This is a genomic window from Alistipes sp. Marseille-P2263 (assembly GCF_018101075.1).
In the GTDB taxonomy this organism is placed as follows: Bacteria; Bacteroidota; Bacteroidia; order Bacteroidales; family Rikenellaceae; genus Alistipes; species Alistipes dispar.
The window spans coordinates 82,874-104,751 of sequence record NZ_JAGQEJ010000002.1 but is presented as its reverse complement, the minus strand read 5'-3'; the positions used below and the strand labels follow the sequence as shown (position 1 = coordinate 104,751).

The 21,878-nt window shown below is 61.3% G+C and carries 22 protein-coding genes and 5 tRNA genes; 18 read left to right on the top strand and 9 right to left on the bottom strand.

Going from position 1 to position 21,878, the window contains the following annotated elements; all coding sequences use genetic code 11:
• Window positions 1–81: 81 nt before the first annotated feature.
• The 6 genes from KB554_RS03630 to KB554_RS03605 form a co-directional block, all read right to left on the bottom strand.
• Window positions 82–240 carry a DUF4295 domain-containing protein gene (locus tag KB554_RS03630; protein WP_141428023.1) on the bottom strand — a complete coding sequence of 53 codons (159 nt, stop codon included), beginning with the start codon at window positions 238–240 and terminating at the stop codon, window positions 82–84.
• Between the two features lie 13 nt (window positions 241–253).
• A complete protein-coding gene (rpmG, locus tag KB554_RS03625) occupies window positions 254–436 on the bottom strand; it encodes a 50S ribosomal protein L33 (protein WP_015547264.1) in 183 nt (60 codons plus the stop codon).
• A gap of 13 nt (window positions 437–449) precedes the next feature.
• Window positions 450–683 (bottom strand): 50S ribosomal protein L28, encoded by a 234-nt coding sequence (gene rpmB, locus KB554_RS03620; RefSeq protein WP_009596398.1) that lies wholly within the window; start codon window positions 681–683, stop codon window positions 450–452.
• A 158-nt stretch (window positions 684–841) separates the two neighbouring features.
• Entirely contained in the window at window positions 842–2,083 is a 1,242-nt protein-coding gene (locus tag KB554_RS03615; protein ID WP_211035018.1) for a competence/damage-inducible protein A, read from the bottom strand.
• A gap of 9 nt (window positions 2,084–2,092) precedes the next feature.
• Entirely contained in the window at window positions 2,093–3,343 is a 1,251-nt protein-coding gene (locus tag KB554_RS03610; protein WP_211035017.1) for a quinone-dependent dihydroorotate dehydrogenase, read from the bottom strand.
• A 48-nt stretch (window positions 3,344–3,391) separates the two neighbouring features.
• Window positions 3,392–4,387 (bottom strand): 4-phosphoerythronate dehydrogenase, encoded by a 996-nt coding sequence (locus KB554_RS03605; RefSeq protein ID WP_211035016.1) that lies wholly within the window; start codon window positions 4,385–4,387, stop codon window positions 3,392–3,394.
• Window positions 4,388–4,468: 81 nt separating this feature from the next.
• Between KB554_RS03605 and KB554_RS03600 the strand changes: the two genes are divergently transcribed.
• From KB554_RS03600 to KB554_RS03585, 4 genes are all read left to right on the top strand, one after another.
• Window positions 4,469–5,521 (top strand): agmatinase family protein, encoded by a 1,053-nt coding sequence (locus tag KB554_RS03600; RefSeq protein WP_211035015.1) that lies wholly within the window; start codon window positions 4,469–4,471, stop codon window positions 5,519–5,521.
• Window positions 5,522–6,904, top strand: a complete 1,383-nt coding sequence (gene nhaA / locus KB554_RS03595; protein ID WP_211035014.1) for a Na+/H+ antiporter NhaA — start codon at window positions 5,522–5,524, stop codon at window positions 6,902–6,904.
• A gap of 2 nt (window positions 6,905–6,906) precedes the next feature.
• Window positions 6,907–7,623: an FKBP-type peptidyl-prolyl cis-trans isomerase gene (locus tag KB554_RS03590; protein ID WP_211035013.1), complete on the top strand. Its 717-nt coding sequence runs from the start codon at window positions 6,907–6,909 to the stop codon at window positions 7,621–7,623.
• 123 nt (window positions 7,624–7,746) lie between these two features.
• Window positions 7,747–8,856 (top strand): FKBP-type peptidyl-prolyl cis-trans isomerase N-terminal domain-containing protein, encoded by a 1,110-nt coding sequence (locus tag KB554_RS03585; RefSeq protein ID WP_211035012.1) that lies wholly within the window; start codon window positions 7,747–7,749, stop codon window positions 8,854–8,856.
• Window positions 8,857–9,355: 499 nt separating this feature from the next.
• Here KB554_RS03585 and KB554_RS03580 read toward each other — a convergent pair whose 3' ends face one another.
• The 3 genes from KB554_RS03580 to KB554_RS03570 all read right to left on the bottom strand — a co-directional run bounded on the left by KB554_RS03580 (window position 9,356) and on the right by KB554_RS03570 (window position 11,314).
• Window positions 9,356–9,721: a DUF3127 domain-containing protein gene (locus KB554_RS03580; protein ID WP_141428015.1), complete on the bottom strand. Its 366-nt coding sequence runs from the start codon at window positions 9,719–9,721 to the stop codon at window positions 9,356–9,358.
• Window positions 9,722–9,995: 274 nt separating this feature from the next.
• Entirely contained in the window at window positions 9,996–10,874 is an 879-nt protein-coding gene (locus KB554_RS03575; protein WP_211035011.1) for a hypothetical protein, read from the bottom strand.
• A gap of 170 nt (window positions 10,875–11,044) precedes the next feature.
• A complete protein-coding gene (locus KB554_RS03570; protein ID WP_022307565.1) occupies window positions 11,045–11,314 on the bottom strand; it encodes a type B 50S ribosomal protein L31 in 270 nt (89 codons plus the stop codon).
• Window positions 11,315–11,528: 214 nt separating this feature from the next.
• On the opposite strand from KB554_RS03570, the gene KB554_RS03565 reads away from it, so the two are divergent.
• From KB554_RS03565 to rpoB, 14 genes are all read left to right on the top strand, one after another.
• Window positions 11,529–11,602: transfer RNA gene (locus tag KB554_RS03565), tRNA-Ile, on the top strand.
• A gap of 137 nt (window positions 11,603–11,739) precedes the next feature.
• Window positions 11,740–12,678: an AraC family transcriptional regulator gene (locus tag KB554_RS03560; RefSeq protein WP_141428013.1), complete on the top strand. Its 939-nt coding sequence runs from the start codon at window positions 11,740–11,742 to the stop codon at window positions 12,676–12,678.
• Between the two features lie 307 nt (window positions 12,679–12,985).
• A tRNA-Thr gene (locus KB554_RS03555) sits at window positions 12,986–13,059 on the top strand.
• A 78-nt stretch (window positions 13,060–13,137) separates the two neighbouring features.
• Window positions 13,138–13,220 (top strand) — tRNA-Tyr (locus tag KB554_RS03550).
• 95 nt (window positions 13,221–13,315) lie between these two features.
• A tRNA-Gly gene (locus KB554_RS03545) sits at window positions 13,316–13,391 on the top strand.
• Between the two features lie 143 nt (window positions 13,392–13,534).
• Entirely contained in the window at window positions 13,535–14,722 is a 1,188-nt protein-coding gene (gene tuf, locus KB554_RS03540; RefSeq protein WP_141428012.1) for an elongation factor Tu, read from the top strand.
• A 48-nt stretch (window positions 14,723–14,770) separates the two neighbouring features.
• Window positions 14,771–14,844 (top strand) — tRNA-Trp (locus KB554_RS03535).
• A gap of 19 nt (window positions 14,845–14,863) precedes the next feature.
• Window positions 14,864–15,061, top strand: a complete 198-nt coding sequence (gene secE, locus KB554_RS03530; RefSeq protein ID WP_141428011.1) for a preprotein translocase subunit SecE — start codon at window positions 14,864–14,866, stop codon at window positions 15,059–15,061.
• 15 nt (window positions 15,062–15,076) lie between these two features.
• Complete coding sequence (gene nusG, locus KB554_RS03525) at window positions 15,077–15,637, top strand: transcription termination/antitermination protein NusG (RefSeq protein WP_141428010.1); 561 nt, start codon at window positions 15,077–15,079, stop codon at window positions 15,635–15,637.
• A 16-nt stretch (window positions 15,638–15,653) separates the two neighbouring features.
• The gene (gene rplK / locus KB554_RS03520) at window positions 15,654–16,094 is read left to right on the top strand and encodes a 50S ribosomal protein L11 (RefSeq protein ID WP_141428009.1); all 441 of its coding nucleotides are present in this window, start codon (window positions 15,654–15,656) and stop codon (window positions 16,092–16,094) included.
• Between the two features lie 11 nt (window positions 16,095–16,105).
• A complete protein-coding gene (gene rplA, locus KB554_RS03515) occupies window positions 16,106–16,804 on the top strand; it encodes a 50S ribosomal protein L1 (RefSeq protein WP_141428008.1) in 699 nt (232 codons plus the stop codon).
• An 18-nt stretch (window positions 16,805–16,822) separates the two neighbouring features.
• Entirely contained in the window at window positions 16,823–17,347 is a 525-nt protein-coding gene (rplJ, locus tag KB554_RS03510; RefSeq protein WP_141428007.1) for a 50S ribosomal protein L10, read from the top strand.
• Between the two features lie 41 nt (window positions 17,348–17,388).
• The gene (gene rplL, locus KB554_RS03505; RefSeq protein WP_141428006.1) at window positions 17,389–17,766 is read left to right on the top strand and encodes a 50S ribosomal protein L7/L12; all 378 of its coding nucleotides are present in this window, start codon (window positions 17,389–17,391) and stop codon (window positions 17,764–17,766) included.
• Window positions 17,767–18,004: 238 nt separating this feature from the next.
• Entirely contained in the window at window positions 18,005–21,865 is a 3,861-nt protein-coding gene (gene rpoB / locus KB554_RS03500) for a DNA-directed RNA polymerase subunit beta (RefSeq protein WP_211035010.1), read from the top strand.
• Window positions 21,866–21,878 lie beyond the last annotated feature (13 nt).

Sequence of the window (21,878 nt, the reverse complement as noted above, 5' to 3'; positions counted from 1 at the left end):
TTCAGCATGCGCCGGAAAAATACAAAGGGCATCCATGCGCGGATGCCCTTTGTATTTAAGAGTCCGGGACCCTTAAAATACTTACTTCTTCTCCTCGAAGAAATCTTTGACCTGGTCGTTGGGAACGATGCCTTCCTTGAACATATAGGCGCCGGTCTTCTCCGACTTGACCATCTTGATACACTTGGTAAACTGCTTACCCGTGCCGGTTTTCAGTGTTGCGACTACTTTCTTTGCCATAGTGCTCTTCTAACTATTTGATTTCACGGTGAACGGTGACACGCTTGAGGAACGGGTTGTACTTCTTGCGCTCCAGACGGTCGGGGGTGTTCTTCTTGTTCTTGGTGGTGATGTAACGGGACATTCCCGCAACGCCGCTCTCTTTCTGCTCGGTGCACTCCAGGATGACCTGGACTCTGTTGCCTTTCTTTGCCATTTGTTACTCGATTTTAGTACACGCTTTTGGGGGCGGCAGCTTCGCGCAGGGCGACTGCAAGACCCTTCTTGTTGATAGTTTTCATGCCGGCGGCCGATACCTTCAGGGTGATCCAGCGGCCCTCCTGCTCCGACCAGAAGCGCTTGGTTTTCAGATTGGGACTGAATTTGCGCTTGGTCTTGTGGTGCGAGTGCGAGACGTTGTTGCCCACGATCGCCACCTTGCCTGTGATTTCGCAAACTTTCATTTTCGTTGTAATGGTTTAAGTTAAAACCCTTTTAAGGGAGTGCAAATATACAATCTTTTCGGCAAATAGCAAAAGCCCCCGCCGTTTTTTTCGGGCAGGGCGGGGCGGGCGCCCGGCGGGCGGCGCTTTCCCGCGGGGTCGTCCGGACCTTTCGGCCGCTAATTGCCGTTCAGGCAGTCGCGCAGCAGCGCGATGGCGAAGGCCGAGGCGCGGTCGATGATCTGTCCCCGGTCGGAGCCGCACTGCCTGCGGACCGCAACGGTTCCGGAGGGCGAGGCCACGGCGATCCAGACCGTGCCGACGGGCTTTTCGGCCGAGCCTCCCGCGGGGCCCGCGATGCCCGTGGTGGCCACGGCATAGTCGGCCGACGCCGTGCGGCGGGCTCCTTCGGCCATCTGGCGGGCGACCTCCTCGCTGACGGCTCCGTGGCGGGCGATGGCATCGGGATCGACGCCCAGCAGTTTCGTCTTCGCTTCGTTGCTGTACGACACCACGCCGCAGAGGAAGTAGGCCGATGCGCCGGGCATGGCCGTGAACCGCGAGGCGATCGTCCCGCCCGTGCAGCTTTCGGCCGTGGCGAGGGTGAGGCCGCGCCGGGTGAGGATCCCGTGGACGAGCTCCTGCATCGTGGCCGTCTCGTAGCCGATGACGTTGCGGGGGATGATGCGGCGGAGGGCTTCGAACTGCCGCTCGATTTCGCGGGCCGCCGCGTCGCCTTCGACTTCGTAGGCCGACAGCCGCAGCCGCACGGCCCCGGGGTTGGGCAGGTAGGCCAGCTTCAGGTAGGGAGGCAGGGCGCTTTCCCACGCCGCGATCTGCTCGGCGAGCATCGACTCGGGCAGTCCGGCCGTAATCATCGTGCGGTGAACGATCTGCCGCAGGGCGAAACGGGCCTTCAGACGCGGCATCACCTCGTCCTGCATCAGGTGCTCCATTTCGAAGGGTACGCCCGGGAGCGAGACGACGACGTGTCCGTCGCGTTCGAACCACATGCCCGGGGCCGTGCCGTAGGCGTTGAAGAGCACCGTGCAGCACGCGGGGACCATCGCCTGCGAGCGGTTCAGCTCGTTGAAGTCGATGCCGCGTTCGGCGAGCATCCGCTCGACGTGCGCGGCCACCCGTTCGTCGTAGCGCATGTCGCTGCGGAACAGTTCGGCGAGCGTCTTTTTGGTGATGTCGTCCTTCGTGGGGCCCAGGCCGCCCGTGACGATCGTCACCTCCGACATGTGGAGCGCCCGCTCCACGGCGCCGGTGATCTGCGCGCGGTCGTCGCCGATCGAGATTTTTTCGCGGACGACGATGCCCGCGGCGTTGAGGTGCTTGGCGATGGATACGGAGTTCGTGTCCACGATCTGGCCTATGAGGATTTCGTCGCCGATCGTGAGAATGGTCGCTTTCATATTCGGATTTCAGGCTTTGGTGGCGGGCTCCTGCGGGGGGCGGGCCTGTTGTTCTGTCGTCGTGCCGGCTGCGGCGTCCGGACGTTCCGGAGCCGCGGCGTCCGTGCCGGACGGGGTGTCCGGTCCGGCGGAGGGATTCGGGCCGGCGGAGGGATTCGGGCCGGCGGGTGCGTCCGATGCCGTGTTCGGAACCGGAACGGCCGCCTGCGCTTGCGCGGCGCGCTCCGCATCGGCGATGAGCGCCCGGCAGATGTCGCCGGCGAATCCCGGTCCTTCGTAAACGTAGCCGGTGTAGATCTGCACGAGGTCGGCTCCGGCGTCGAGCATCGCCCGCACGTCGTCGGGACTCATCAGGCCGCCCGCGCCGATGATCGGGTAGGTGCCGCCCGAGCGGGTGCGGATGCGGCGGACGATCTCCGCGGCACGGCGGGTCAGCGGCGCGCCGCTCAGGCGGCCGCTGCCGATCTTGTCGAGGCTCGTGCGGCTCGTGCGCAGCCCCTGCCGGCTGCCGTGGCTGCCGTTCGAGGCCACGATGCCGTCGAGCGGCGTGGACATGAGCACGTCGGTGACGCGGTCGATCTCCTCGTCCGAGAGGTCGGGCGAAATCTTGAGCATCACGGGGCGGTATTCGCTCTGGCCGCGGCGGAAGTCGAACAGCGGGTCGAGAATGCTCAGCAGATGCCCGCGCGTGTAGGTCTTTTCGTCGTGGCAGGCGTTGTCGCAACTGATATTGACGGTGAAGTAGTCCGCATACTGGTAGAGGTTGCGGAAGAGTCTGAGGTAGTCGGCCGGGGCGTTTTCGGGCGGGGTGTCGGTGTTCTTGCCGATGTTGCAGCCGACGAGGATGCCCTCGTGTCCCCGGCGCAGGTGGCGGACCGTGGCGTCGAGACCCCGGTTGGCGATGCCGATGCGGTTCACGATGGCCCGGTCTTTGGGCAGGCGGAAGACCCGCGGGCGGGGGTTTCCGGCCTGCGGACGGGGCGTCACGGTCCCGATTTCGACGAATCCGAATCCCAGTGCGGAGAGCGGACGCAGCGCCTCGCCGTTGCGGTCGAATCCCGCGGCCAGCCCGACCGGATTGGGAAACCGGATGCCGAAAACCTCGCGTTCGAGCGCCGGATGCTTCACCGCATAGCATTTGCGCAGCAGCCAGAGCCCCCCGGGAATCAGCCCGATGCCGCGCAGCAGCAGCAGCGCGACGCGGTGGGCCCGCTCGATGGTGAGCGAGAAAAGCAGGGGTTTTATGAGTTTCCGGTACATGGAAGGCGGATCGTTCGGACAAAAATACGAAAAAAGTGCGGAATTCGGCTAAAAATATTCGCGCCGGTAGGCGTAGCCGTCGCGCAGGGCCTCGAAATCTTCGGGGTGCGCCTTCAGGCGGCGGCTTTCGGCTCCGATGTCGTAGATGCCGCCGACGGTATCGCAAAGCTCCTGCCAGGCGATGGGGCGCGGAGAGGAGGCGGCCGCCTGCGGGGGATACCACCCCGCGAGGGGCAGGCCGAAACGGCGCGCCAGCGCGGCGACGGAGAGCGCCGTGGCATTGGCTTTGCCCTGCTCGGAGTAGCCGGCGATGTGGGGCGTGGCGAGCAGCGCCTTCCCGAGCAGTTCCCGGTCGATGTGCGGCTCGTGCTCCCAGACGTCGAGCACCCATTCCCGGCCGCTCGCTTTCAACGCTTCGCCGTCCACGACCTCGCCGCGCGAGGAGTTGATGATGACCGCACGGGGTTTCGTCCGCGCCAGCAGGGCGGCGTCGGCCAGGTGGCGCGTCGTGGCGTCGAGCGGCGTGTGGAAGGTTATGAGGTCGGCCTCGCGGGCCACCTCCCCGAGCGGCAGGAACCCGCAGCGCTCCCGCTCCTCGCGGGGCGGGTCGCAGCAGAGGACGCGGAATCCCCACGCTTCGGCGTAACGCTGCACGAGCGATCCGACGTGCCCCACGCCGACGATGCCCAGCGTCCGCTGCGCGGGCTGCCACCCCTGCCGGCGGGAGAGGTCGGCGAGCACGGCCCCCACCCATTGCAGCACGCCCCGGGCGTTGCAGCCGGCGGCCGTCGAGACCTCGATGCCGTGCGCCGCGCACCACGCCGTGTCGATGTGGTCGAATCCGATGGTCGCCGTGGCGATCATCCGCACGCGCGAACCTCCCAGCAGGGCGGCGCCGCATCGCGTGCGGGTGCGGATCACGAGGGCGTCGGCGTCGCGGACGTCGGCTGCCGAGATGTCCGCACCGGGGAGATACCGCACCTCGGCGAAAGGCTCCAGGACGCCCCGCAGGAAGGGAATGGCGCTGTCGGCGACGATTTTCATGGTTTTATATTTTTGCTTTCGGGGTAACAAATATAGCGAAAAAATAAAAATTTTATACCTTTGCTCATTAAAACGAACGATATGGAATGTAAGACATTCGATCCCGACGGCGTCGGCGTGGACAACGGAACCTATTTCGGGCTGCCGTTCGAGCCCGCGACGGCGGAACTGGTGCTCGTCTCCGCGCCGTGGGACGTGACGGTTTCCTACGGGGCCGGCGCGGCCTATGCCCCCGATGCGATCATCGAAGCCTCGACGCAGCTCGATTTCCACGATCCGCTGGCTCCGGGCGCATGGCGCCGGGGAATCGCCACGGCCGACGTGGACTACTCGCTGCAGGAGGCGTCGCAGCGGCTGCGGACCGATGCGGCGCGGGTGATCGACCACCTCGAGGGAGGCGGTTCGCCCGACGACGAGTACGTCGTGCGCAAGGTGCGCCGCGTGAACGAGGGTTGCGCGGCCATGAACGCCAATATCGAGTCGCAGGCGGCGCGCTGGCTCGACGCAGGCCGGATCGTGGGCCTCGTGGGCGGCGACCATTCGACCCCCTACGGACTGATCCGGGCGCTCGGGGCGCGCCACGCCGAGTTCGGCATTCTTCATATCGACGCCCATTGCGACCTGCGCGACGCCTACGAAGGGTTCGAATTTTCGCACGCCTCGATCATGTTCAACGTGCTGCGCGACGTGCCGCAGGCGGTGCGGATCGCCCAGGTCGGGGTGCGCGATTTCAGCGAGGGGGAGGCCGCGCTGGCCGCCTCGTCGGAGCGCATTGCGACCTTCGACGACCTCTCGCTCGCCGCGGCCCGTTTCCGGGGCGAGACGTGGGACGAGCAGTGCCGGCGGATCGTCGGGACGCTGCCCCGGGAGGTGTACGTCAGCTTCGACATCGACGGCCTGACCTTCGAGAACTGCCCCCACACCGGAACGCCCGTGTCGGGCGGCCTGACCTTCAACGAGGCCGTGTGGCTGCTGGCCGTGCTCGCCCGTTCGGGGCGCCGGATCATCGGGTTCGACGTGGTGGAGGTGTGCCCCGCGCCCGACCAGCGGATCGACGCCATCACGGGCGCCCGCATCCTTTGGAAACTCTGCGGACTGACGCTGGCGTCGAACGCGGAAAAAGCCGGGAAGTAGATGCGGCTCATATCCAAATACGGGTGGATCAGGACGCTGCATGTGGCGACGCTCCGCGCGAAGGCGTTCATGCGCGCCCCGTGGGCCGGCGGCGTCGTGCTGCTGGCGTGCGTCGTGGCGGCCATGCTGCTGGCGAACCTGCCCGCCACGAAGATCTATTACCGCCATCTGCTCGAGACCGAGCTTTCGGTGATGGTGCATTCGCCGACGGGGGTGATCGACTGGATCTTTCCGCGGGGGATGAACGTCGAGAAGCTCATCAACGACGGCCTGATGGTGGTCTTCTTCTTCGCCGTGGGGCTGGAGATCAAGCGGGAGGTGGTGCGCGGACAGCTCTCCTCGTTCCGGCAGGCGATCCTTCCGGTGGTGGCCGCCGCGGGAGGCATGATCGCCCCGGCGGTCGTCTTCACGCTCTTCAACCACGGCACGCCCGCGGCTTCCGGGTGGGGGATTCCGACGGCCACGGACATCGCCTTCGCCGTCGGCATCCTCTCGATGCTGGAACGGCGCATTCCCGTATCGCTCAAGATATTCCTCATGGCGCTGGCCGTCGCCGACGACCTGGGGGCCATTCTGGTGATCGCGTTCTTTTACGGCGGCGAGGTCCGGCTGGGCTGCCTCGTGCTGGCGCTGGCGATCATGCTCGGCGTCTATGCGATGAAGCGGCTCGGGGAGAAACGCATGGCCTTCTATCTCGTTCCCGCCGTGGCCGTCTGGAGCCTGTTCTACTATTCGGGCGTCCACTCGACCATTTCGGGCGTGGCGATGGCGCTGCTGATCCCGATGGAACCGCGTTACGGCCGCGAGTATTTTGTGCGGAAGATGCGCCGGCTCAAAGGGTGTTTCGACGGGATAGAAACCGCAGGGGCGGATTTTCCCGACGAGGCCCAGCGGGCCTGCCTGCGCCGTGTCGGCGGCCTTTCGACCGAGGCGGTGGGTATGAGCGACCGGCTGGAGCACGCCCTTGCGCCCTATGTCACGTTCCTCGTCATGCCGATCTTCGCGCTGGCCAATGCCGGCGTCGTGATCGAGTCGGCGGCCTATTTCGACATCTTTCACCGTGCGCCCGGGACCGGTGCGGTGGGTATGGGCGTCTTTTTCGGACTGCTGGCGGGCAAGCCGCTGGGCATTTTTCTCGCCAGTTGGTGCGCCGTGCGCACGGGTCTTGCCGCGATGCCCGAAGGGGCGACGTGGCGCATGCTGCTGGCCGTGGCGTGCCTGGGCGGCATCGGGTTCACGATGTCGCTGTTCGTCGATTCGCTGGCCTTCTCCGATCCCGGGCTGGTCGATCGCGGCAAAATCGCCATTCTGATGGGTTCGGCGGCCGCGGCCGCCGTGGGGTCGTTGCTGATCGTGTTGTTCGGCAAAAAACGGATTCGATGAATATGGACAGGAGATTGTGGATTTTTCCGGCCCTTGCGTTGCTGCTGGCCGGGGCCTGCTCGAAAAAGACGGGCGGAAGCGTGAAGCTGGCGAAGGACACCGATTCGGTGGCTTACGTGATCGGAATGAACGTGGGGCTGAACCTGCAACGGATGGACTCGACGATCAACGTGGAGGCCGTCTGCGAGGGCATCCGCGACGTCTTCCGGGAGAAGACGCGCCTGAGCGGGGAGGAGGCCCGCACCTTCTACCTCGGATATGTCAATTACATGCTTCCCGAGAAGGCGCGCGAATACGAGGAGCGGTTTCTGGAGGATATCGCCAAGTCGAACCGCTCGTATGCCCGCACCGGTTCGGGCGTGACCTATACGGTCACGGCGGTCGGCGACCAGGAGCGGATCCCGGCCACCGACCGGGACAGCGTGGCGCTGCGCTGCGTGATCCGCACGGCCGACGGCCGACAGCTCTACTCCTCCTACGAGCGGGGCGACACGCTGCGCGACGCGCTGGGCTCCCTGCGCCGGGGCGTGCGCGAGAGCGTGAAACTCATCGGACGGGGCGGCCGGATCGAAGCGTGGATTCCCGCGGCGGCGGCCTACGGCGCCGAGGGCGACAAGACGCTGGGAATCGGGCCGAACGCCACGCTGTTCTACGAAATCGAGCTGGTCGGTGTCGATAAGTACGCCGAATGGTCGCGGCGCAACAAATTACGCCGCTGACCGGGTGCATTGTAGTATTATTTTACTATCTTTGTGCGAATTTGAGCCTTCCCGTCCCGGACGGATGCGGGAGGCCGCGGCCGAAGAGAAACTTCGATGTAAAAACGTAATAATTCGAAAACGATGAAAAAAATCTTTTTTGCAGCGGCGCTCGCGGGCGCTGCGATGCTGGCCTCCTGTGGAGGCGGCAATGCGGACGGGGTGCAGAAGGGCAGCCTGTCGAAATTCGACTCGCTGTCGTATGCGCTGGGCGCCAATATCGGGTACAGCCTCGGTTATCAGATGAAGGACATTCCGTTCGACGCCCAACTGATTCGCAAGGGGGTCGAGGAGACCGCGCTGGGCAAGTCCTCGCTCTCGCACGACGACGCGCTGGAGACGCTGCGCACCTACTTCATGACCAAGCGCGGCGAGCGTGCGCAGGCCATCGCCAAGCAGCGCGCCGAGGCCGACAGCGTGCGCCGTGCGGGCGGCGATACGACCAAGGTGGAGTATCCTGCGGCCGATCCGGCCATGTTCGCCACCGAGGAGGAGCGCGACAGCCTCTCCTATGCGCTGGGCAACGACATCGGCTTCACGATCGCCAACGCCGGACTGCCGCTCCAGGTGGTTTGGATCGGCCAGGCGATTCAGGACGTGTTCGACAATACGGCCAAGATGCCCGAGAAGGAGGTGGGCCAGTATTTGCAGCACTACTTCATGGTGACGATGCCGATGCAGAACGCCAAGGCTTCGGAGGAGTGGCTCTCGAAGATCGAGAAGCAGTCGGGCGTGAAGAAGACCGAGTCGGGTCTGCTCTACAAGGTGGTCAAGGAGGGCGACGCTTCGGTGATGGCCAAGGATCCGCGCGACGTGGTGAAGGTGCACTACACGGGCCGCACGCGCAAGGGCAAGGTGTTCGACACGACGCACTTCTCGGAGCGTTCCAAGGAGCAGCAGGAGATGCTCAAGAAGCAGCGCCCCGACAGCTATGACAAGGACGAGCCGATCGAGTTCCCGCTCAACCGGGTGATCCGCGGCTGGACCGAAGGCATGCAGTTGGTGGGCAAGGGCGGTACGATCAAGCTCTGGATTCCCGCCGAGCTGGCTTACGGTCCCACGGGACAGGGCCGCGACATCGGTCCCAACGAGGCACTGGAGTTCGAGGTCGAGCTGGTGGATGTGACGCCCTATGTAGAGCCGGCTCCCGCCGATTCGACCGCCAAGGCCGAGGCTCCCGCAGCCAGAAAATAAGTTCTCCGGGATCCGGGTCCGGAATGCCGGACCGGACGGAACGTCCCGGGTCGCCGGGATCTTCCGGAGATCAGGAATTCGTCCCTGCCGCAGCCGTGCGGCAGGGACGAATCGTTTTTGGGCGGAAGCGTTGTGCCCGGGGGCGGTAGCTGTGCGGCAGTCCGGTCGGCGGAGCAGGGATGTGTCCGGGGACCGGATGACGGCGGCGGCGTTGTCGGGGAGGTGATGGAAACGTGTCGCCCGGGCCTGTCGGGATACGGGAACGGGCGGCCGGGTTCAGGGCGGCCGGGTTCAGGAAGCAGGATTTTCCGGTCCCGGAGCGTTGGCGGATGACCGGAGGCGGTTCGGGGCCGTTCGGACGGCGGCTCCCGGTACGCAACGACCTGCGCCGGGTATTCTCGACGGAATACGGCGCAGGTCGTCGGCGGCATCTGCTTTTTCCGGGCCGCCCGATCCTCTCCCGGACGGGAGGGAACCGGACCCGGTATTTTTCGGTGCGTCAGAACGGCAGGTCGTCGGCCTCGGCCGGAGCGGAGGCGTAGGCGGGCTCTTCGGCGATGGGCGGCATGTCGGGCATCGGAGCCCCGGCGGGCGTCTCCTGTTTGGGCTGGATGCGCCATGCGCGGATGTCGGTGTACCAGCGGCCGTTGTACTCGCGCGACTCGATGTTCACGGAGACGGTGTAGGCCGCGCCCTCCCGCAGCCGGGCCACGTCGTCGGGCTTGTTGAAGAACGTCACGCAGATCTTGCGGGTGAACGAACCTTCGTTCATCTCGAAAACCACGTCCTGACGCTGCCATTCGCCGCGTGCCGAGGTTCCCTTCGTCACGGGCATTATTTTGTAGACGGTTCCTTCGAATTCCATATTTCGGCTTTTTGTTTTGTTTCTGCAAAAATACAAAAAAAATCGGAACGGGCAACGCCGGATTCCGGCAATGCGCCCCGCCGTGTGCCGGTTCCGTCCCGGAACTTCGGTGGTAGTGCGGCTCCGGTGATGATCCGGACGGTGATCCGGACGCGTTCCGGCGATACGTTCCGGAAAACGGCGTCTCCGCCCCCGTCACGGCATGCCGCGGCAGGAGCGGAGACGAAGGCGGGACGTGCATGCCCCGCAGGACGAATACCGGGACGGCAGCGGACTATTTGTAGCTTACGACCAGCACCTTCGAGGATTCCCAGAACCGGACCGGATCGGTGATGAGGAGCTTTTCGACCGACTTGCTGCCGTCGGTCACCAGTTCGTAGGAGCCTTCCGGATGGGTCGAGACGACGGTCACCTTCCGGTGTCCGACGGGGATTTCCGACAGCAGCCGCGAATCGGCCTGCGTGAAGCTCTCCATGCTGCCGTGCTGGCCCACGGTGAGTGTCCGGCCGATGAATCCCTGTTTATTGACGATCTGTGCGTCGCGCAGCTCCTTTTCGGCTCCGACGATGTAGTAAACCGTGTGCAGGCGGTTCTCCAGTTCCAGCTTCTCGCCGCTCAGGTCCTCCACCTCGGCGGTCCGCTTGGCGACCGTCTCCGCCAGGGTCTCCACTTCGGAGCCCATCCGGGTCAGTTCGTCCCGCAACTGCTCCACCTCCGTCTTCTTCTCCGCGAGCTGGCGGTTCAGCTCCGCGATCATCTTCTCCAGTCCTTCGATGCGCAGGTCGGCCTTGCGCAGCAGCGCCGCCGAGCGTTGCAGCGAGGCGATCTTTTCGCGGTTCTCCCGCAGCAGGCGGTCGATGGCCGCGATGTCGTTGTTGATCTCCTCGACGGGGCGGCGGCCGTTTTCGGCCCCGCTGGCCACGGTGATCAGGTTCTCGCGCGATTTGATGAGCGCGAGGTTCTCCGAGATGGCGTTGATGTCCGCGAAGACGGCGTTGATGAGCGAATCCTTGGCGCCGATGACCGTCGTCAGCGAATCGCGCTGCCGCCGGGATTCCGCGACGACCTGCTGCCGCTGCGCGTTGCCGCAGGAGACCGCGAGGACCGCTGCGGCGAGAACCGTCGCCGTACGGACTGCGAATGTCTTTTTCATGTCTCTTTCCGTTTGATTCCGATCGGGTTGTCCCGTGGCGCAAATATATGGATAAAAAAGATACCGTGTACGGAAAATTTTCTCCGGTGAGCGGATTCCGGACGAAAAGGACGAAAAAAAACGGACCGCAATTCTTTGCAGTCCGTTTTCCTCGCTTTGCGGAGCAGGTCTTACTTCGCAGCGTTTTTCTTATCGTAGCGTTTTGCGTAGCGGCTCATAAACTTATCGACGCGACCGGCGGTGTCCACCAACTTCATCTTGCCCGTGTAGAACGGGTGCGACGTGTTGGAAATTTCCATCTTATACACGGGATAGGTTTCGCCGTTCACTTCGATGGTCTCTTTTGTCGAAACGGCGGACCGACACAAAAACACGTGGTCGTTGGACATGTCCTTGAACGCCACCAAACGATAATTTTCCGGATGGATACCCTTTTTCATTTCGTTGTTTTTGTTTTAATTAGTGCTTAAGCGGGACAAAGGTACGAATTTATTTTCAACAAACAAGCCCGGCGGCCGTTTTTTCCGCTTCCGGAAGAGTGCTTCCGGCATTTTATCGCACTTTTTCCCCGTCCGGCGGCCGGAACGGTTGCGCAATCTGAATTGTTTTCGTATCTTTGTCCCCCGGAAACGGGCCGTGCGCCGGCCCGCCCGAGGACCCATAGCTCAGTTGGTCAGAGCAGCGGACTCATAATCCGAAGGTCGTGGGATCATGCCCCTCTGGGTCCACCCGTCGAACGGTCGCGAACTCCCGCGGCCGTTTTTCGTTTGTCCGGGCCGTCCGTCGCCGGGGCGTTTTTCGGATGTGCCTGGGTTGGCGGTTCCGATTTTTTTTGTATTTTTGTATCTCCAATACGGTCTTATTTATGGATTATCAACCCAAACCGCAGTTTGAGGAGTCGGCATTGAGAGAGCGTTGCACTGCGGATTGTAGTAGGTGTCCTACCTTTCCCGCTCCGTTCCGTCGCATCGGCGACGCCTCCTATTGCCGCTTTACCCGCATCGAGTTCGATGCCGGAGAGGGCGTCCGTTTTCCGTCCGACGGCAAGGTGTACGTGCTGTTCGTCCTGTCGGGATCGCTGATGCTGGAACAGCCGGAACAGCCGGCGCGCCTCGTGACCTCGAAGCAGTGTGTCTGCCTGGAGCGCGATGCGGTCTGTCAGGTGACGGCGCAGGACGGCGGAACGTGCGTCGTCGTGCTGTCGTTGCTGCACCACATGGAGTTCTGCGAGCAGGATATTTTCGGGGAAGGACCTCTTCCCGGGACGGCGATCCCCGCGGTGCAGATGCCGGTGCTCACGCTGCATCCGGTGGTCGAACAGTTGCTCTCCTCGTTCTTCCTGGTGCACGGGATGGCCGATTGCGAGCGATACCACAAAATGAAGACCGCCGAGCTGTTCATGCTCATCAAGGTGCTTTACACGCCTACCGAGCAGGCCTGTTTCTTTCAGTCGATGATTCTGCCGCAGGACAACTTCCGCGTCTTCGTCAGCAACAATCACGAACGGGCGCGGAGCGTCGCCGAGCTGGCCGCGATGGCGGGAATGAGCCTTTCGGCCTTCAAGCGCCGGTTCGCCGCCTGCTTCAACGACAGCGTTTACCATTGGATGATGGAGCAGAAGGCGCACCGGATTCTGGCGGATATCCGCGACGGGGAGGGCAGCACGAAGGCGCTGATGCAGAAATACGGATTCCGCTATTACACGCAGTTCAGCCGGTTCTGCAAGAATTACCTGCGGGCCACGCCCGCGCAACTGATCGCCCGCGTCCGGGAGCGGCAGGGCGGGACCGCCGGGGAGCTGTGACGGGGAGCGGACGAGGGCTTTCCGTCGGACGGAGGCTGCCTATATTATAAGGTGTCGGTTTCCGGGGGCGGTCGCCCGGGGTGCGATCCGCCTGCCGGATGGCGTTCCCGGATGCCGGAGATGATATTTTTCGCGCAAACTGTTGTGTTATTCAAAACTTTTCCTATCTTTGCACCCGATTTCGTCCGTGTTCCCGGACAGTCGGACGGGGTTCTTTGAGAAGAGTGAAAAAGTGAAAAATTTATCCCGATTTATTTGGCCGATAAATTTTTTATGCCTACTTTTGCAATCCAAAACGGAGGAATTTGCCGATGTAGCTCAGTTGGCCAGAGCAGCTGATTTGTAATCAGCTGGTCGTGGGTTCGAATCCCTCCATCGGCTCGCGAAGCCGATGATGCGGAGAGGAGCGGGGAACGCCGGAGACGGGTTTTCGGCAGCGGCAGAGGAAAAAAGAGATAAGGGAAGTTACCAGAGTGGCCAAATGGGGCAGACTGTAAATCTGCTGGCGTACGCCTTCGGTGGTTCGAATCCATCACTTCCCACGAGAAAAAGAGCCGGTTGGAGTTGCAAGATCCGGACGATGCGCGGCAGTCGGGCATCGGAGCGGGGGAGGCTGACTCTGATACGGTATGTTTTTGCGGAAGTAGCTCAGTTGATAGAGCATCAGCCTTCCAAGCTGAGGGTCGCGAGTTTGAGCCTCGTCTTCCGCTCCAGAACGCAGCAGCGTGTGATGCGAATGCATTCCGTCCCTCCGGGGAGGAAGCGTTTGTGTCGCCCGCTCGTTCTGCGGAATGAAAATGAAATGAATTTTAAAACTTTAGGGCAATTTTTAACAATACTTTAAATACTTAATACTATGGCAAAAGAAAAATTCGACCGTTCCAAACCGCATGTGAACATCGGTACCATCGGTCACGTTGACCACGGTAAGACCACCCTTACCGCAGCTATCACGACCGTTCTGGCCAAGAAGGGTCTGTCGGAACTCCGTTCGTTCGACTCGATCGACAACGCCCCCGAGGAGAAGGAGCGCGGTATCACGATCAACACCTCGCACGTGGAGTACCAGACCGCCAACCGCCACTATGCGCACGTAGACTGCCCGGGACACGCCGACTATGTGAAGAACATGGTAACGGGTGCCGCTCAGATGGACGGTGCGATTCTGGTGGTTGCCGCAACGGACGGTCCGATGCCCCAGACCAACGAGCACGTGCTGCTCGCCCGTCAGGTGAACGTGCCGAAGATCGTCGTTTTCCTGAACAAGTGCGACATGGTGGACGATCCCGAGATGCTCGACCTGGTCGAGATGGAGGTTCGCGACCTGCTTTCGAAATACGATTATGACGGCGACAACGCCCCCATCATCCGCGGTTCCGCTCTGGGCGCCCTGAACGGCGAGGCTAAATGGGAAGAGAAGGTGATGGAGCTGATGGATGCCGTAGATAGCTACATTCCGCTGCCCCAGCGCGACAACGAGAAGCCGTTCCTGATGCCTATCGAGGACGTGTTCTCGATCACCGGCCGCGGTACCGTCGTAACGGGCCGTATCGAGACCGGTATCATCCATGTCGGCGATCCCGTCGAGATCATCGGTCTGGAGGAGAAGACGCTGACTTCGACCTGCACGGGCGTCGAGATGTTCCGCAAGCTGCTCGACGAGGGCGAGGCCGGCGACAACGTGGGTCTGCTGCTCCGCGGTATCGACAAGAAGGAGGTTAAGCGCGGTATGGTAGTCGCCAAGCCGGGTTCGATCACCCCGCACACCGAGTTCGAGGCCGAGGTCTATATCCTGAAGAAGGAGGAGGGCGGCCGTCACACGCCGTTCCACAACAACTACCGTCCCCAGTTCTATCTGCGTACGATGGACGTGACGGGTGAGGTTCACCTGCCCGCAGGCGTGGATATGGTGATGCCGGGCGACCACGTGACGATCACCGTGAAGCTGATCTACCCGGTAGCCCTGAACGAGGGTCTGCGTTTCGCGATCCGCGAGGGCGGCCGTACGGTAGGTGCCGGCCAGATCCTGAAGGTTCTGAAGTAATCCGGACGGTTATGTCCCGAGGCGGTGTCACCGCACCGCCTCTTTTTTAGGAGCATAGTTCAAGGGTAGAATAGCGGTCTCCAAAACCGTTGATGGGAGTTCGAATCTCTCTGCTCCTGCCAGAGAATAAAAGACGGAAGTATGTTCAATTACGTAAAAGAATCTTACAACGAGCTTGTAAACAAGGTGACGTGGCCCACGTTCCCGCAGCTTCAGAGTTCTACGATCGTCGTGATGGTGGCTTCGGTCATCTTCGCCGTGATCGTGCTTGCCATGGACCTGACGTTCGAGAACATGATGGCCTTCATCTATAAGACCCTGGGTAATCTTGGCCGTTAATTTCGAACCGGAACGATGAGCGAGATTAAGAAACAGTGGTATGTGGTCCGCGCCGTCGGCGGCAAGGAGGGTAAGGTCAAGGAGTATATCGAGGCCGAAATCCGTCACAACCACCTCGAGGACTACATTTCCCAGGTCCTGATTCCCACCGAGAAGGTGTACACCATCCGCAACGGAAAGAAAGTCTCGAAAGAGAAGGTTTCCTATCCGGGGTACGTGCTGGTGGAGGCTGCTTTCGTAGGTCAGATTCCGATGATCATTCGCAATACTCCCAATGTGCTGGGTTTCCTCGGCGACACCAAAGAGGACAGCCGCAAGATGATCGCCACACCCCTGCGTCCGCAGGAGGTGGCCCGCATTCTCGGCCGCGTCGATGAAATGAACGCCATGGAGGAGGAAAACGAAGTCCCATTCTTCGTCGGCGAGACCGTCAAGGTCACCGATGGTCCTTTCTCAAGCTTCCAGGGTACCATCGAAGCCGTCGATAACGAGCGCAAGAAACTCACGGTATCGGTGAAGATATTCGGGCGCAAGACTCCCATGGAGTTGAGTTTCACACAAGTTGAAAAAGAATAATTAACCAAGGAAAACTATGGCAAAAGAGATTGCTGCATTTATTAAATTGCAGATCAAAGGTGGTGCCGCCAATCCTTCGCCCCCGGTTGGTCCCGCATTGGGTTCTAAGGGAGTCAATATCATGGACTTCTGCAAGCAGTTCAATGCACGTACGCAGGACAAGGCGGGAAAAGTTCTTCCGGTCATCATCACGGTTTACAGCGACAAGTCGTTCGACTTCGTCGTAAAGCAGCCGCCTGTAGCCGTTCAGCTCAAGGAAGCAGCCAAGGTACAGAAAGGCTCCGCGCAGCCCAACCGCGACAAGGTCGGTCAGGTGACGTGGGAGCAGATTCAGGAGATCGCCAAGGACAAGATGGCCGACATGAACTGCTTTACGCTGGAGGCCGCTATGCGCATGGTTGCCGGTACGGCCCGCAGCATGGGTATCAACGTTGTCGGTGAATTTCCTAACTTGTAATTCTTGAAGAGATGAGTAAATTGACAAAAAATCAAAAGATCGCCTACGCAAAGGTGGAAGCCGGTAAGGCTTACAAACTTCCCGAGGCAGCCGCTCTTCTGAAGGAAATTACGTTCACGAAATTCGACGCTTCGGTTGATATCGACGTCCGTCTGGGCGTCGATCCGCGCAAGGCGAACCAGATGGTCCGCGGCGTGGTGACGCTTCCGCACGGAACCGGCAAGACGGTGCGCGTGCTGGTGCTCTGCACGCCCGAGAAGGAGGCCGAGGCCAAGGCCGCCGGCGCCGATTACGTGGGTCTGGACGAGTTCGTGGACAAGATCAAGGGCGGATGGACCGACGTGGACGTCATCATCTGTACGCCGAACGTGATGGGCAAGGTCGGCGCGCTGGGCCGTATTCTGGGTCCGCGCGGCCTGATGCCGAACCCCAAGACCGGTACGGTGACGATGGAGGTCGGCAAGGCCGTCGGCGAGGTGAAGGCCGGTAAGATCGACTTCAAGGTCGATAAGTTCGGCATCATCCACACCACCGTCGGCAAGATCTCGTTCTCTGCGGACCAGATCGTGGAAAACGCGAAGGAGGTCCTGAACATGATTCTCAAGTTGAAACCGGCTGCTGCCAAAGGTTCGTATGTGAAGAGCGTATATCTCTCGACCACCATGAGCCCCGGCGTGCAGATTGATTCCAAATCAGTAGAAACCAAATAAGAGGGAGGATAGATAGAGATGACAAAGGAAGAAAAACTGGTTGTTATTAACAGCCTCGCCGAGCAGCTCCAGGCTTATCCTCACTTCTATGTCGCCGACATCGAGGCGCTGAACGCCGAGCAGACCGCTGCCCTGCGCCGCAAGTGCTTCGAGAGCGACGTGAAGCTGGTGGTCGTGAAGAACACCCTGCTCGCGAAGGCGCTCGAGAAGGCGGAGAAGGCGGACGCTGAACTGGTGAAAGTATTGGAGGGTCCCACCTCGGTCATGTTCGCCCACGTTGCGAAAGCTCCGGCCGTTCTGATCAAGGAGTTCCGCAAGACGTCGGACAAACCCGTTCTGAAGGCGGCTTTCGCCGAAGGGGGCGTCTATATCGGCGACAATCAACTGGACACTCTGTGTAACATCAAGTCGAAGGAAGAGCTCATCGGCGACATCATCGCCCTGTTGCAGTCCCCGGCGAAGAATGTTATCTCTGCATTGCAGGCTAATGCAGGCCAAAAGATTGCGGGCCTCGTGAAGACGCTCGAATCGAGAAACAACTAATCACAAACCGAAATTAAAAACAAATTAATAAGCTTACAACTATGGCAGACGTAAAGAAACTTGCTGAAGAACTGGTTAACCTGAAGGTGACCGAGGTAAACGAACTCGCACAGATCCTCAAGGAGGAGTATGGCATTGAGCCGGCCGCTGCCGCTGTTGCCGTTGCAGCCCCCGCTGCAGGCGCAGGCGAGGCTGCCGCTGCCGAGAAGACGTCGTTCGACGTGATCCTGAAGAGCGCAGGCCAGGCCAAGCTCCAGGTCATCAAGGTTGTGAAGGATGTTGCCGGCCTGTCGCTGGGTGACGCCAAGGCTCTCGTGGACGGCGCTCCCAAGGCTGTCAAGGAGGGTGTTTCCAAGGAGGAGGCCGAGCAGATCAAAGGCCAGCTCGAGGAGGCAGGTGCTGAAGTTGAGCTTAAGTAGCATTGCTGCTTAACGCTGCATCAGACGATCAGGTATAGGGCTTACCGGCGTGTAAGCTCTATGCCTTTTCTTGGTCTAAAGACTGGAAGTGCCGAGCAGGAGCTGTGTCCACTCTTTGGAAGTCGAATGCTCCCGGGGCATAGTATGCCCGCATACGGGGGCATTGGCGGGATAGGGACCCGCGCATTTTGGGGAGCGTAACCCACCCAATTACACTTCAACTAATTCGGATTTTACGATGTCCACAGCAAAAACACAACAAAGAATCAGCTTTTCGACAGTCAAGAACCGGGTTCCTTACCCGGATCTGCTGGAGGTACAGCTTAAATCATTCCGGGACTTTTTCCAGATGGACACCACGGCCGAGAATCGCAAAAACGAGGGGCTGTACAAGGTGTTTCAGGAGAATTTCCCCATCACCGATACCCGGAACAACTTTGTTCTGGAGTTTATCGACTACTATATCGACCCGCCGCGCTATTCGATCGAAGAGTGCCTGGAGCGCGGTCTGACGTACAGCGTTCCGCTGAAAGCCAAGCTGAAACTCTATTGCACGGACGACGAGCACGAAGATTTCGGCGTCGTCGTTCAGGACGTGTACTTCGGGACGATCCCCTATATGACCGAACGCGGAACGTTCGTCATCAACGGTGCGGAGCGTGTCATCGTATCCCAGTTGCACCGTTCGCCGGGCGTGTTCTTCGGACAGAGCATGCACACCAACGGCACCAAGCTCTATTCGGCGCGTATCATCCCCTTCAAGGGTTCGTGGATCGAGTTCGCTACGGACATCAACAACGTCATGTACGCCTACATCGACCGGAAGAAGAAGCTGCCCGTCACCACGCTGCTGCGTGCGATAGGTTACGAGGCGGACCAGCAGATTCTCGAGATTTTCGATCTCGCGGACGAGGTGAAGGTGTCGAAGGCCACCCTGAAGAAGGCCGTGGGCCGCAAGCTCGCCGCACGCGTCCTCTCGACGTGGGTCGAGGACTTCGTGGACGAGGACACGGGCGAGGTGGTGTCGATCGAGCGCAACAACGTGATCGTGGACCGCGAGACGGTCCTCGAGGAGGAACATATCGACCAGATCATCGAGAGCGGCGCCAAGACGATCCTGCTGCACAAGGAGAACCTCTCGGGCATCGACTTCTCGATCATCTACAACACGCTGCAGAAGGACCCCTGCAACTCCGAGAAGGAGGCCGTGGTTTACATCTACAGGCAGTTGCGCGCCTCGGAGCCGCCCGATGAGGCCACGGCGCGCGACGTCATCGAGAAGCTCTTCTTCTCGGACAAGCGTTACGACCTGGGCGACGTGGGCCGTTTCCGCATCAACAAGAAGCTGGACCTGGACATCGATCCGGCTATCCGAACCCTGACGCGGGAGGACATCATCGCCATCATCAAATACCTGATCCAGTTGATCAACTCGAAGGCCGACGTGGACGATATCGACCACCTGTCGAACCGCCGCGTCCGCACCGTGGGCGAGCAGTTGTCGAACCAGTTCTCGGTGGGCTTCGTGCGCATGGCGCGCACGATCCGCGAGCGCATGAACGTGCGTGACAACGAGGTGTTCACGCCGGTGGACCTGATCAACGCCAAGACCCTTTCGTCGGTGATCAACTCCTTCTTCGGCACTTCGCAGCTCTCGCAGTTCATGGACCAGATCAACCCGCTGGCCGAAATCACCCACAAGCGCCGTCTGTCGGCCCTCGGTCCCGGCGGTCTGTCGCGCGACCGCGCCGGTTTCGAGGTGCGCGACGTGCACTATACGCACTACGGACGTCTCTGCCCGATCGAGTCGCCGGAAGGCCCGAACATCGGTCTGATCTCGTCGTTGTGCGTCTATGCGAAGATTTCGCCCATGGGCTTCATCGAGACGCCCTACCGTACGGTGGAGAGCGGAAAGGTGGATATGGACAATGCGCATATCCGCTACTATTCGGCCGAAGAGGAGGAGGATCTGGTCGCCGCGCAGGCGAACACCCCCATCGACGAGGAGGGCAACTTCCTGGAGCCGGACCGCATCAAGGCGCGCGAAGGCGCCGACTTCCCCGTGGTGACGGCTTCCGAGGTGCATCTGATGGACGTGGCTCCGAACCAGATCGCCTCGATCGCCGCGAGCCTCATCCCGTTCCTCGAGCACGACGACGCCAACCGTGCGCTGATGGGCTCGAACATGATGCGCCAGGCCGTGCCCCTGGTGACCACCGAAGCCCCGATCGTCGGCACGGGTATCGAGAAGGACATGATTTCGGACAGCCGGATTCAGATCGTGGCCGAGGGCGACGGCGAGGTGGTTTTCGCCGACGCCACGAAGATCCAGATCAAGTACGAGCGCACGGAGGACGAGATCCTCGCGTCGTTCGATCCGGAGGTCACGACCTATACGCTGCCGCGTTACCGCCGCACGAACCAGAACACCTCGATCACGCTGCGTCCCACCGTCCTGACGGGCGACAAGGTCACGAAGGGGCAGATCCTTACGGAGGGATACTCGACGCAGAACGGTGAGCTGGCGCTGGGCCGCAACCTGAAGGTGGCCTACATGCCCTGGAAGGGATACAACTTCGAGGACGCCATCGTGATCTCGGAGCGCATCCAGCGCGAGGACATCTTCACGTCGGTGCACGTGGACGAGTACATCATGGAGGTGCGCGACACGAAGCGCGGCGTCGAGGAGCTGACCTCGGACATCCCGAACGTTTCGGAGGACGCCACGAAGGACCTCGACGCCAACGGTATCGTCCGCATCGGCGCCAACATCCACCCGGGCGACATCCTCATCGGCAAGATCACCCCGAAGGGCGAGAGCGATCCGTCGCCCGAGGAGAAGCTCCTGCGCGCGATCTTCGGCGACAAGGCCGGCGACGTGAAGGACGCTTCGCTCAAGGCGCAGCCTTCGCTGCACGGCGTGGTGATCGACACGAAGCTCTACAGCCGCGCCAGCAAGGAGGGCAAGAAGGGCAAGAGTGCCGAGAAGATGCAGCTCGACAAGCTCGACGAGAAGTTCTCGGCCGAGATCGCCGAGCTGACCAAGCGGCTCGTGTCCAAGCTCTGGACGCTGTTGCAGGGCAAGACCACCACGGGCATCACCGACTACTTCGGCGTGGAGCTCTATCCCGCCGGTACGAAGTTTTCGCAGAAGCTGCTGGAGGAAATCGCCCGCAAGTCCTCGGACGAGAAGACGGGCGTGGTGATGGGCTACCTGAACCTCGGCTCGTGCAACTGGACGGGCGACGCGCATACGGACGCCCTGATCGAGGCCACGATCAACAACTACACGATCGAGTGGAAGAAGGCCGATGCCGCCATCAAGCGCGAGAAGTACAACCTCACGAACGGCGACGAGTTGCCGCAGACGGGCGTTATCCAGATGGCCAAGGTCTATATCGCCAAGAAGCGCAAGCTGAAGGTGGGCGACAAGATGGCCGGACGCCACGGCAACAAGGGTATCGTGGCCAAGATCGTGCGCGACGAGGACATGCCGTTCCTCGAGGACGGAACGATCGTCGATATCTGCCTCAACCCGCTGGGCGTGCCTTCGCGAATGAACCTCGGGCAGATCTACGAGGCCGTGCTCGGCTGGGCCGGCCGCGAGCTGGGCGTGAAATTCGCCACGCCGATCTTCGACGGCGCCTCGCTCGACCAGATCAACGAGTACACGGCCCAGGCCGGACTGCCGCACAGCGGCCGCACGTACCTCTACGACGGCGGCACGGGCGAGCGTTTCGACCAGCCTGCCACGGTGGGCGTCACCTACATGCTCAAGCTGGGCCACATGATCGACGACAAGATGCACGCGCGTTCGATCGGTCCCTACTCGCTCATCACGCAGCAGCCGCTCGGCGGTAAGGCGCAGTTCGGCGGCCAGCGTTTCGGCGAGATGGAGGTCTGGGCGCTCGAGGGCTTCGGCGCCGCCAATATCCTGCAGGAGATTCTGACCATCAAGTCCGACGACGTGATGGGCCGCGCCAAGGCTTACGAGGCGATCGTCAAGGGAGAGAACCTGCCCAAGCCGGGTATCCCGGAGGCGATGAACGTGCTGCTGCACGAGCTTCGCGGTCTGGCCCTTTCGGTCAAACTCGAGTAAGGTGTGTGTTTAA

Coding starts and splice junctions, on each gene's coding strand:
- KB554_RS03630 (WP_141428023.1), bottom strand. CDS start 240: ATGGCAAAGAAAGTAGTCGCAACACTGAAAACCGGCACGGGTAAGCAG.
- rpmG (WP_015547264.1), bottom strand. CDS start 436: ATGGCAAAGAAAGGCAACAGAGTCCAGGTCATCCTGGAGTGCACCGAG.
- rpmB (WP_009596398.1), bottom strand. CDS start 683: ATGAAAGTTTGCGAAATCACAGGCAAGGTGGCGATCGTGGGCAACAAC.
- KB554_RS03615 (WP_211035018.1), bottom strand. CDS start 2,083: ATGAAAGCGACCATTCTCACGATCGGCGACGAAATCCTCATAGGCCAG.
- KB554_RS03610 (WP_211035017.1), bottom strand. CDS start 3,343: ATGTACCGGAAACTCATAAAACCCCTGCTTTTCTCGCTCACCATCGAG.
- KB554_RS03605 (WP_211035016.1), bottom strand. CDS start 4,387: ATGAAAATCGTCGCCGACAGCGCCATTCCCTTCCTGCGGGGCGTCCTG.
- KB554_RS03600 (WP_211035015.1), top strand. CDS start 4,469: ATGGAATGTAAGACATTCGATCCCGACGGCGTCGGCGTGGACAACGGA.
- nhaA (WP_211035014.1), top strand. CDS start 5,522: ATGCGGCTCATATCCAAATACGGGTGGATCAGGACGCTGCATGTGGCG.
- KB554_RS03590 (WP_211035013.1), top strand. CDS start 6,907: ATGGACAGGAGATTGTGGATTTTTCCGGCCCTTGCGTTGCTGCTGGCC.
- KB554_RS03585 (WP_211035012.1), top strand. CDS start 7,747: ATGAAAAAAATCTTTTTTGCAGCGGCGCTCGCGGGCGCTGCGATGCTG.
- KB554_RS03580 (WP_141428015.1), bottom strand. CDS start 9,721: ATGGAATTCGAAGGAACCGTCTACAAAATAATGCCCGTGACGAAGGGA.
- KB554_RS03575 (WP_211035011.1), bottom strand. CDS start 10,874: ATGAAAAAGACATTCGCAGTCCGTACGGCGACGGTTCTCGCCGCAGCG.
- KB554_RS03570 (WP_022307565.1), bottom strand. CDS start 11,314: ATGAAAAAGGGTATCCATCCGGAAAATTATCGTTTGGTGGCGTTCAAG.
- KB554_RS03560 (WP_141428013.1), top strand. CDS start 11,740: ATGGATTATCAACCCAAACCGCAGTTTGAGGAGTCGGCATTGAGAGAG.
- tuf (WP_141428012.1), top strand. CDS start 13,535: ATGGCAAAAGAAAAATTCGACCGTTCCAAACCGCATGTGAACATCGGT.
- secE (WP_141428011.1), top strand. CDS start 14,864: ATGTTCAATTACGTAAAAGAATCTTACAACGAGCTTGTAAACAAGGTG.
- nusG (WP_141428010.1), top strand. CDS start 15,077: ATGAGCGAGATTAAGAAACAGTGGTATGTGGTCCGCGCCGTCGGCGGC.
- rplK (WP_141428009.1), top strand. CDS start 15,654: ATGGCAAAAGAGATTGCTGCATTTATTAAATTGCAGATCAAAGGTGGT.
- rplA (WP_141428008.1), top strand. CDS start 16,106: ATGAGTAAATTGACAAAAAATCAAAAGATCGCCTACGCAAAGGTGGAA.
- rplJ (WP_141428007.1), top strand. CDS start 16,823: ATGACAAAGGAAGAAAAACTGGTTGTTATTAACAGCCTCGCCGAGCAG.
- rplL (WP_141428006.1), top strand. CDS start 17,389: ATGGCAGACGTAAAGAAACTTGCTGAAGAACTGGTTAACCTGAAGGTG.
- rpoB (WP_211035010.1), top strand. CDS start 18,005: ATGTCCACAGCAAAAACACAACAAAGAATCAGCTTTTCGACAGTCAAG.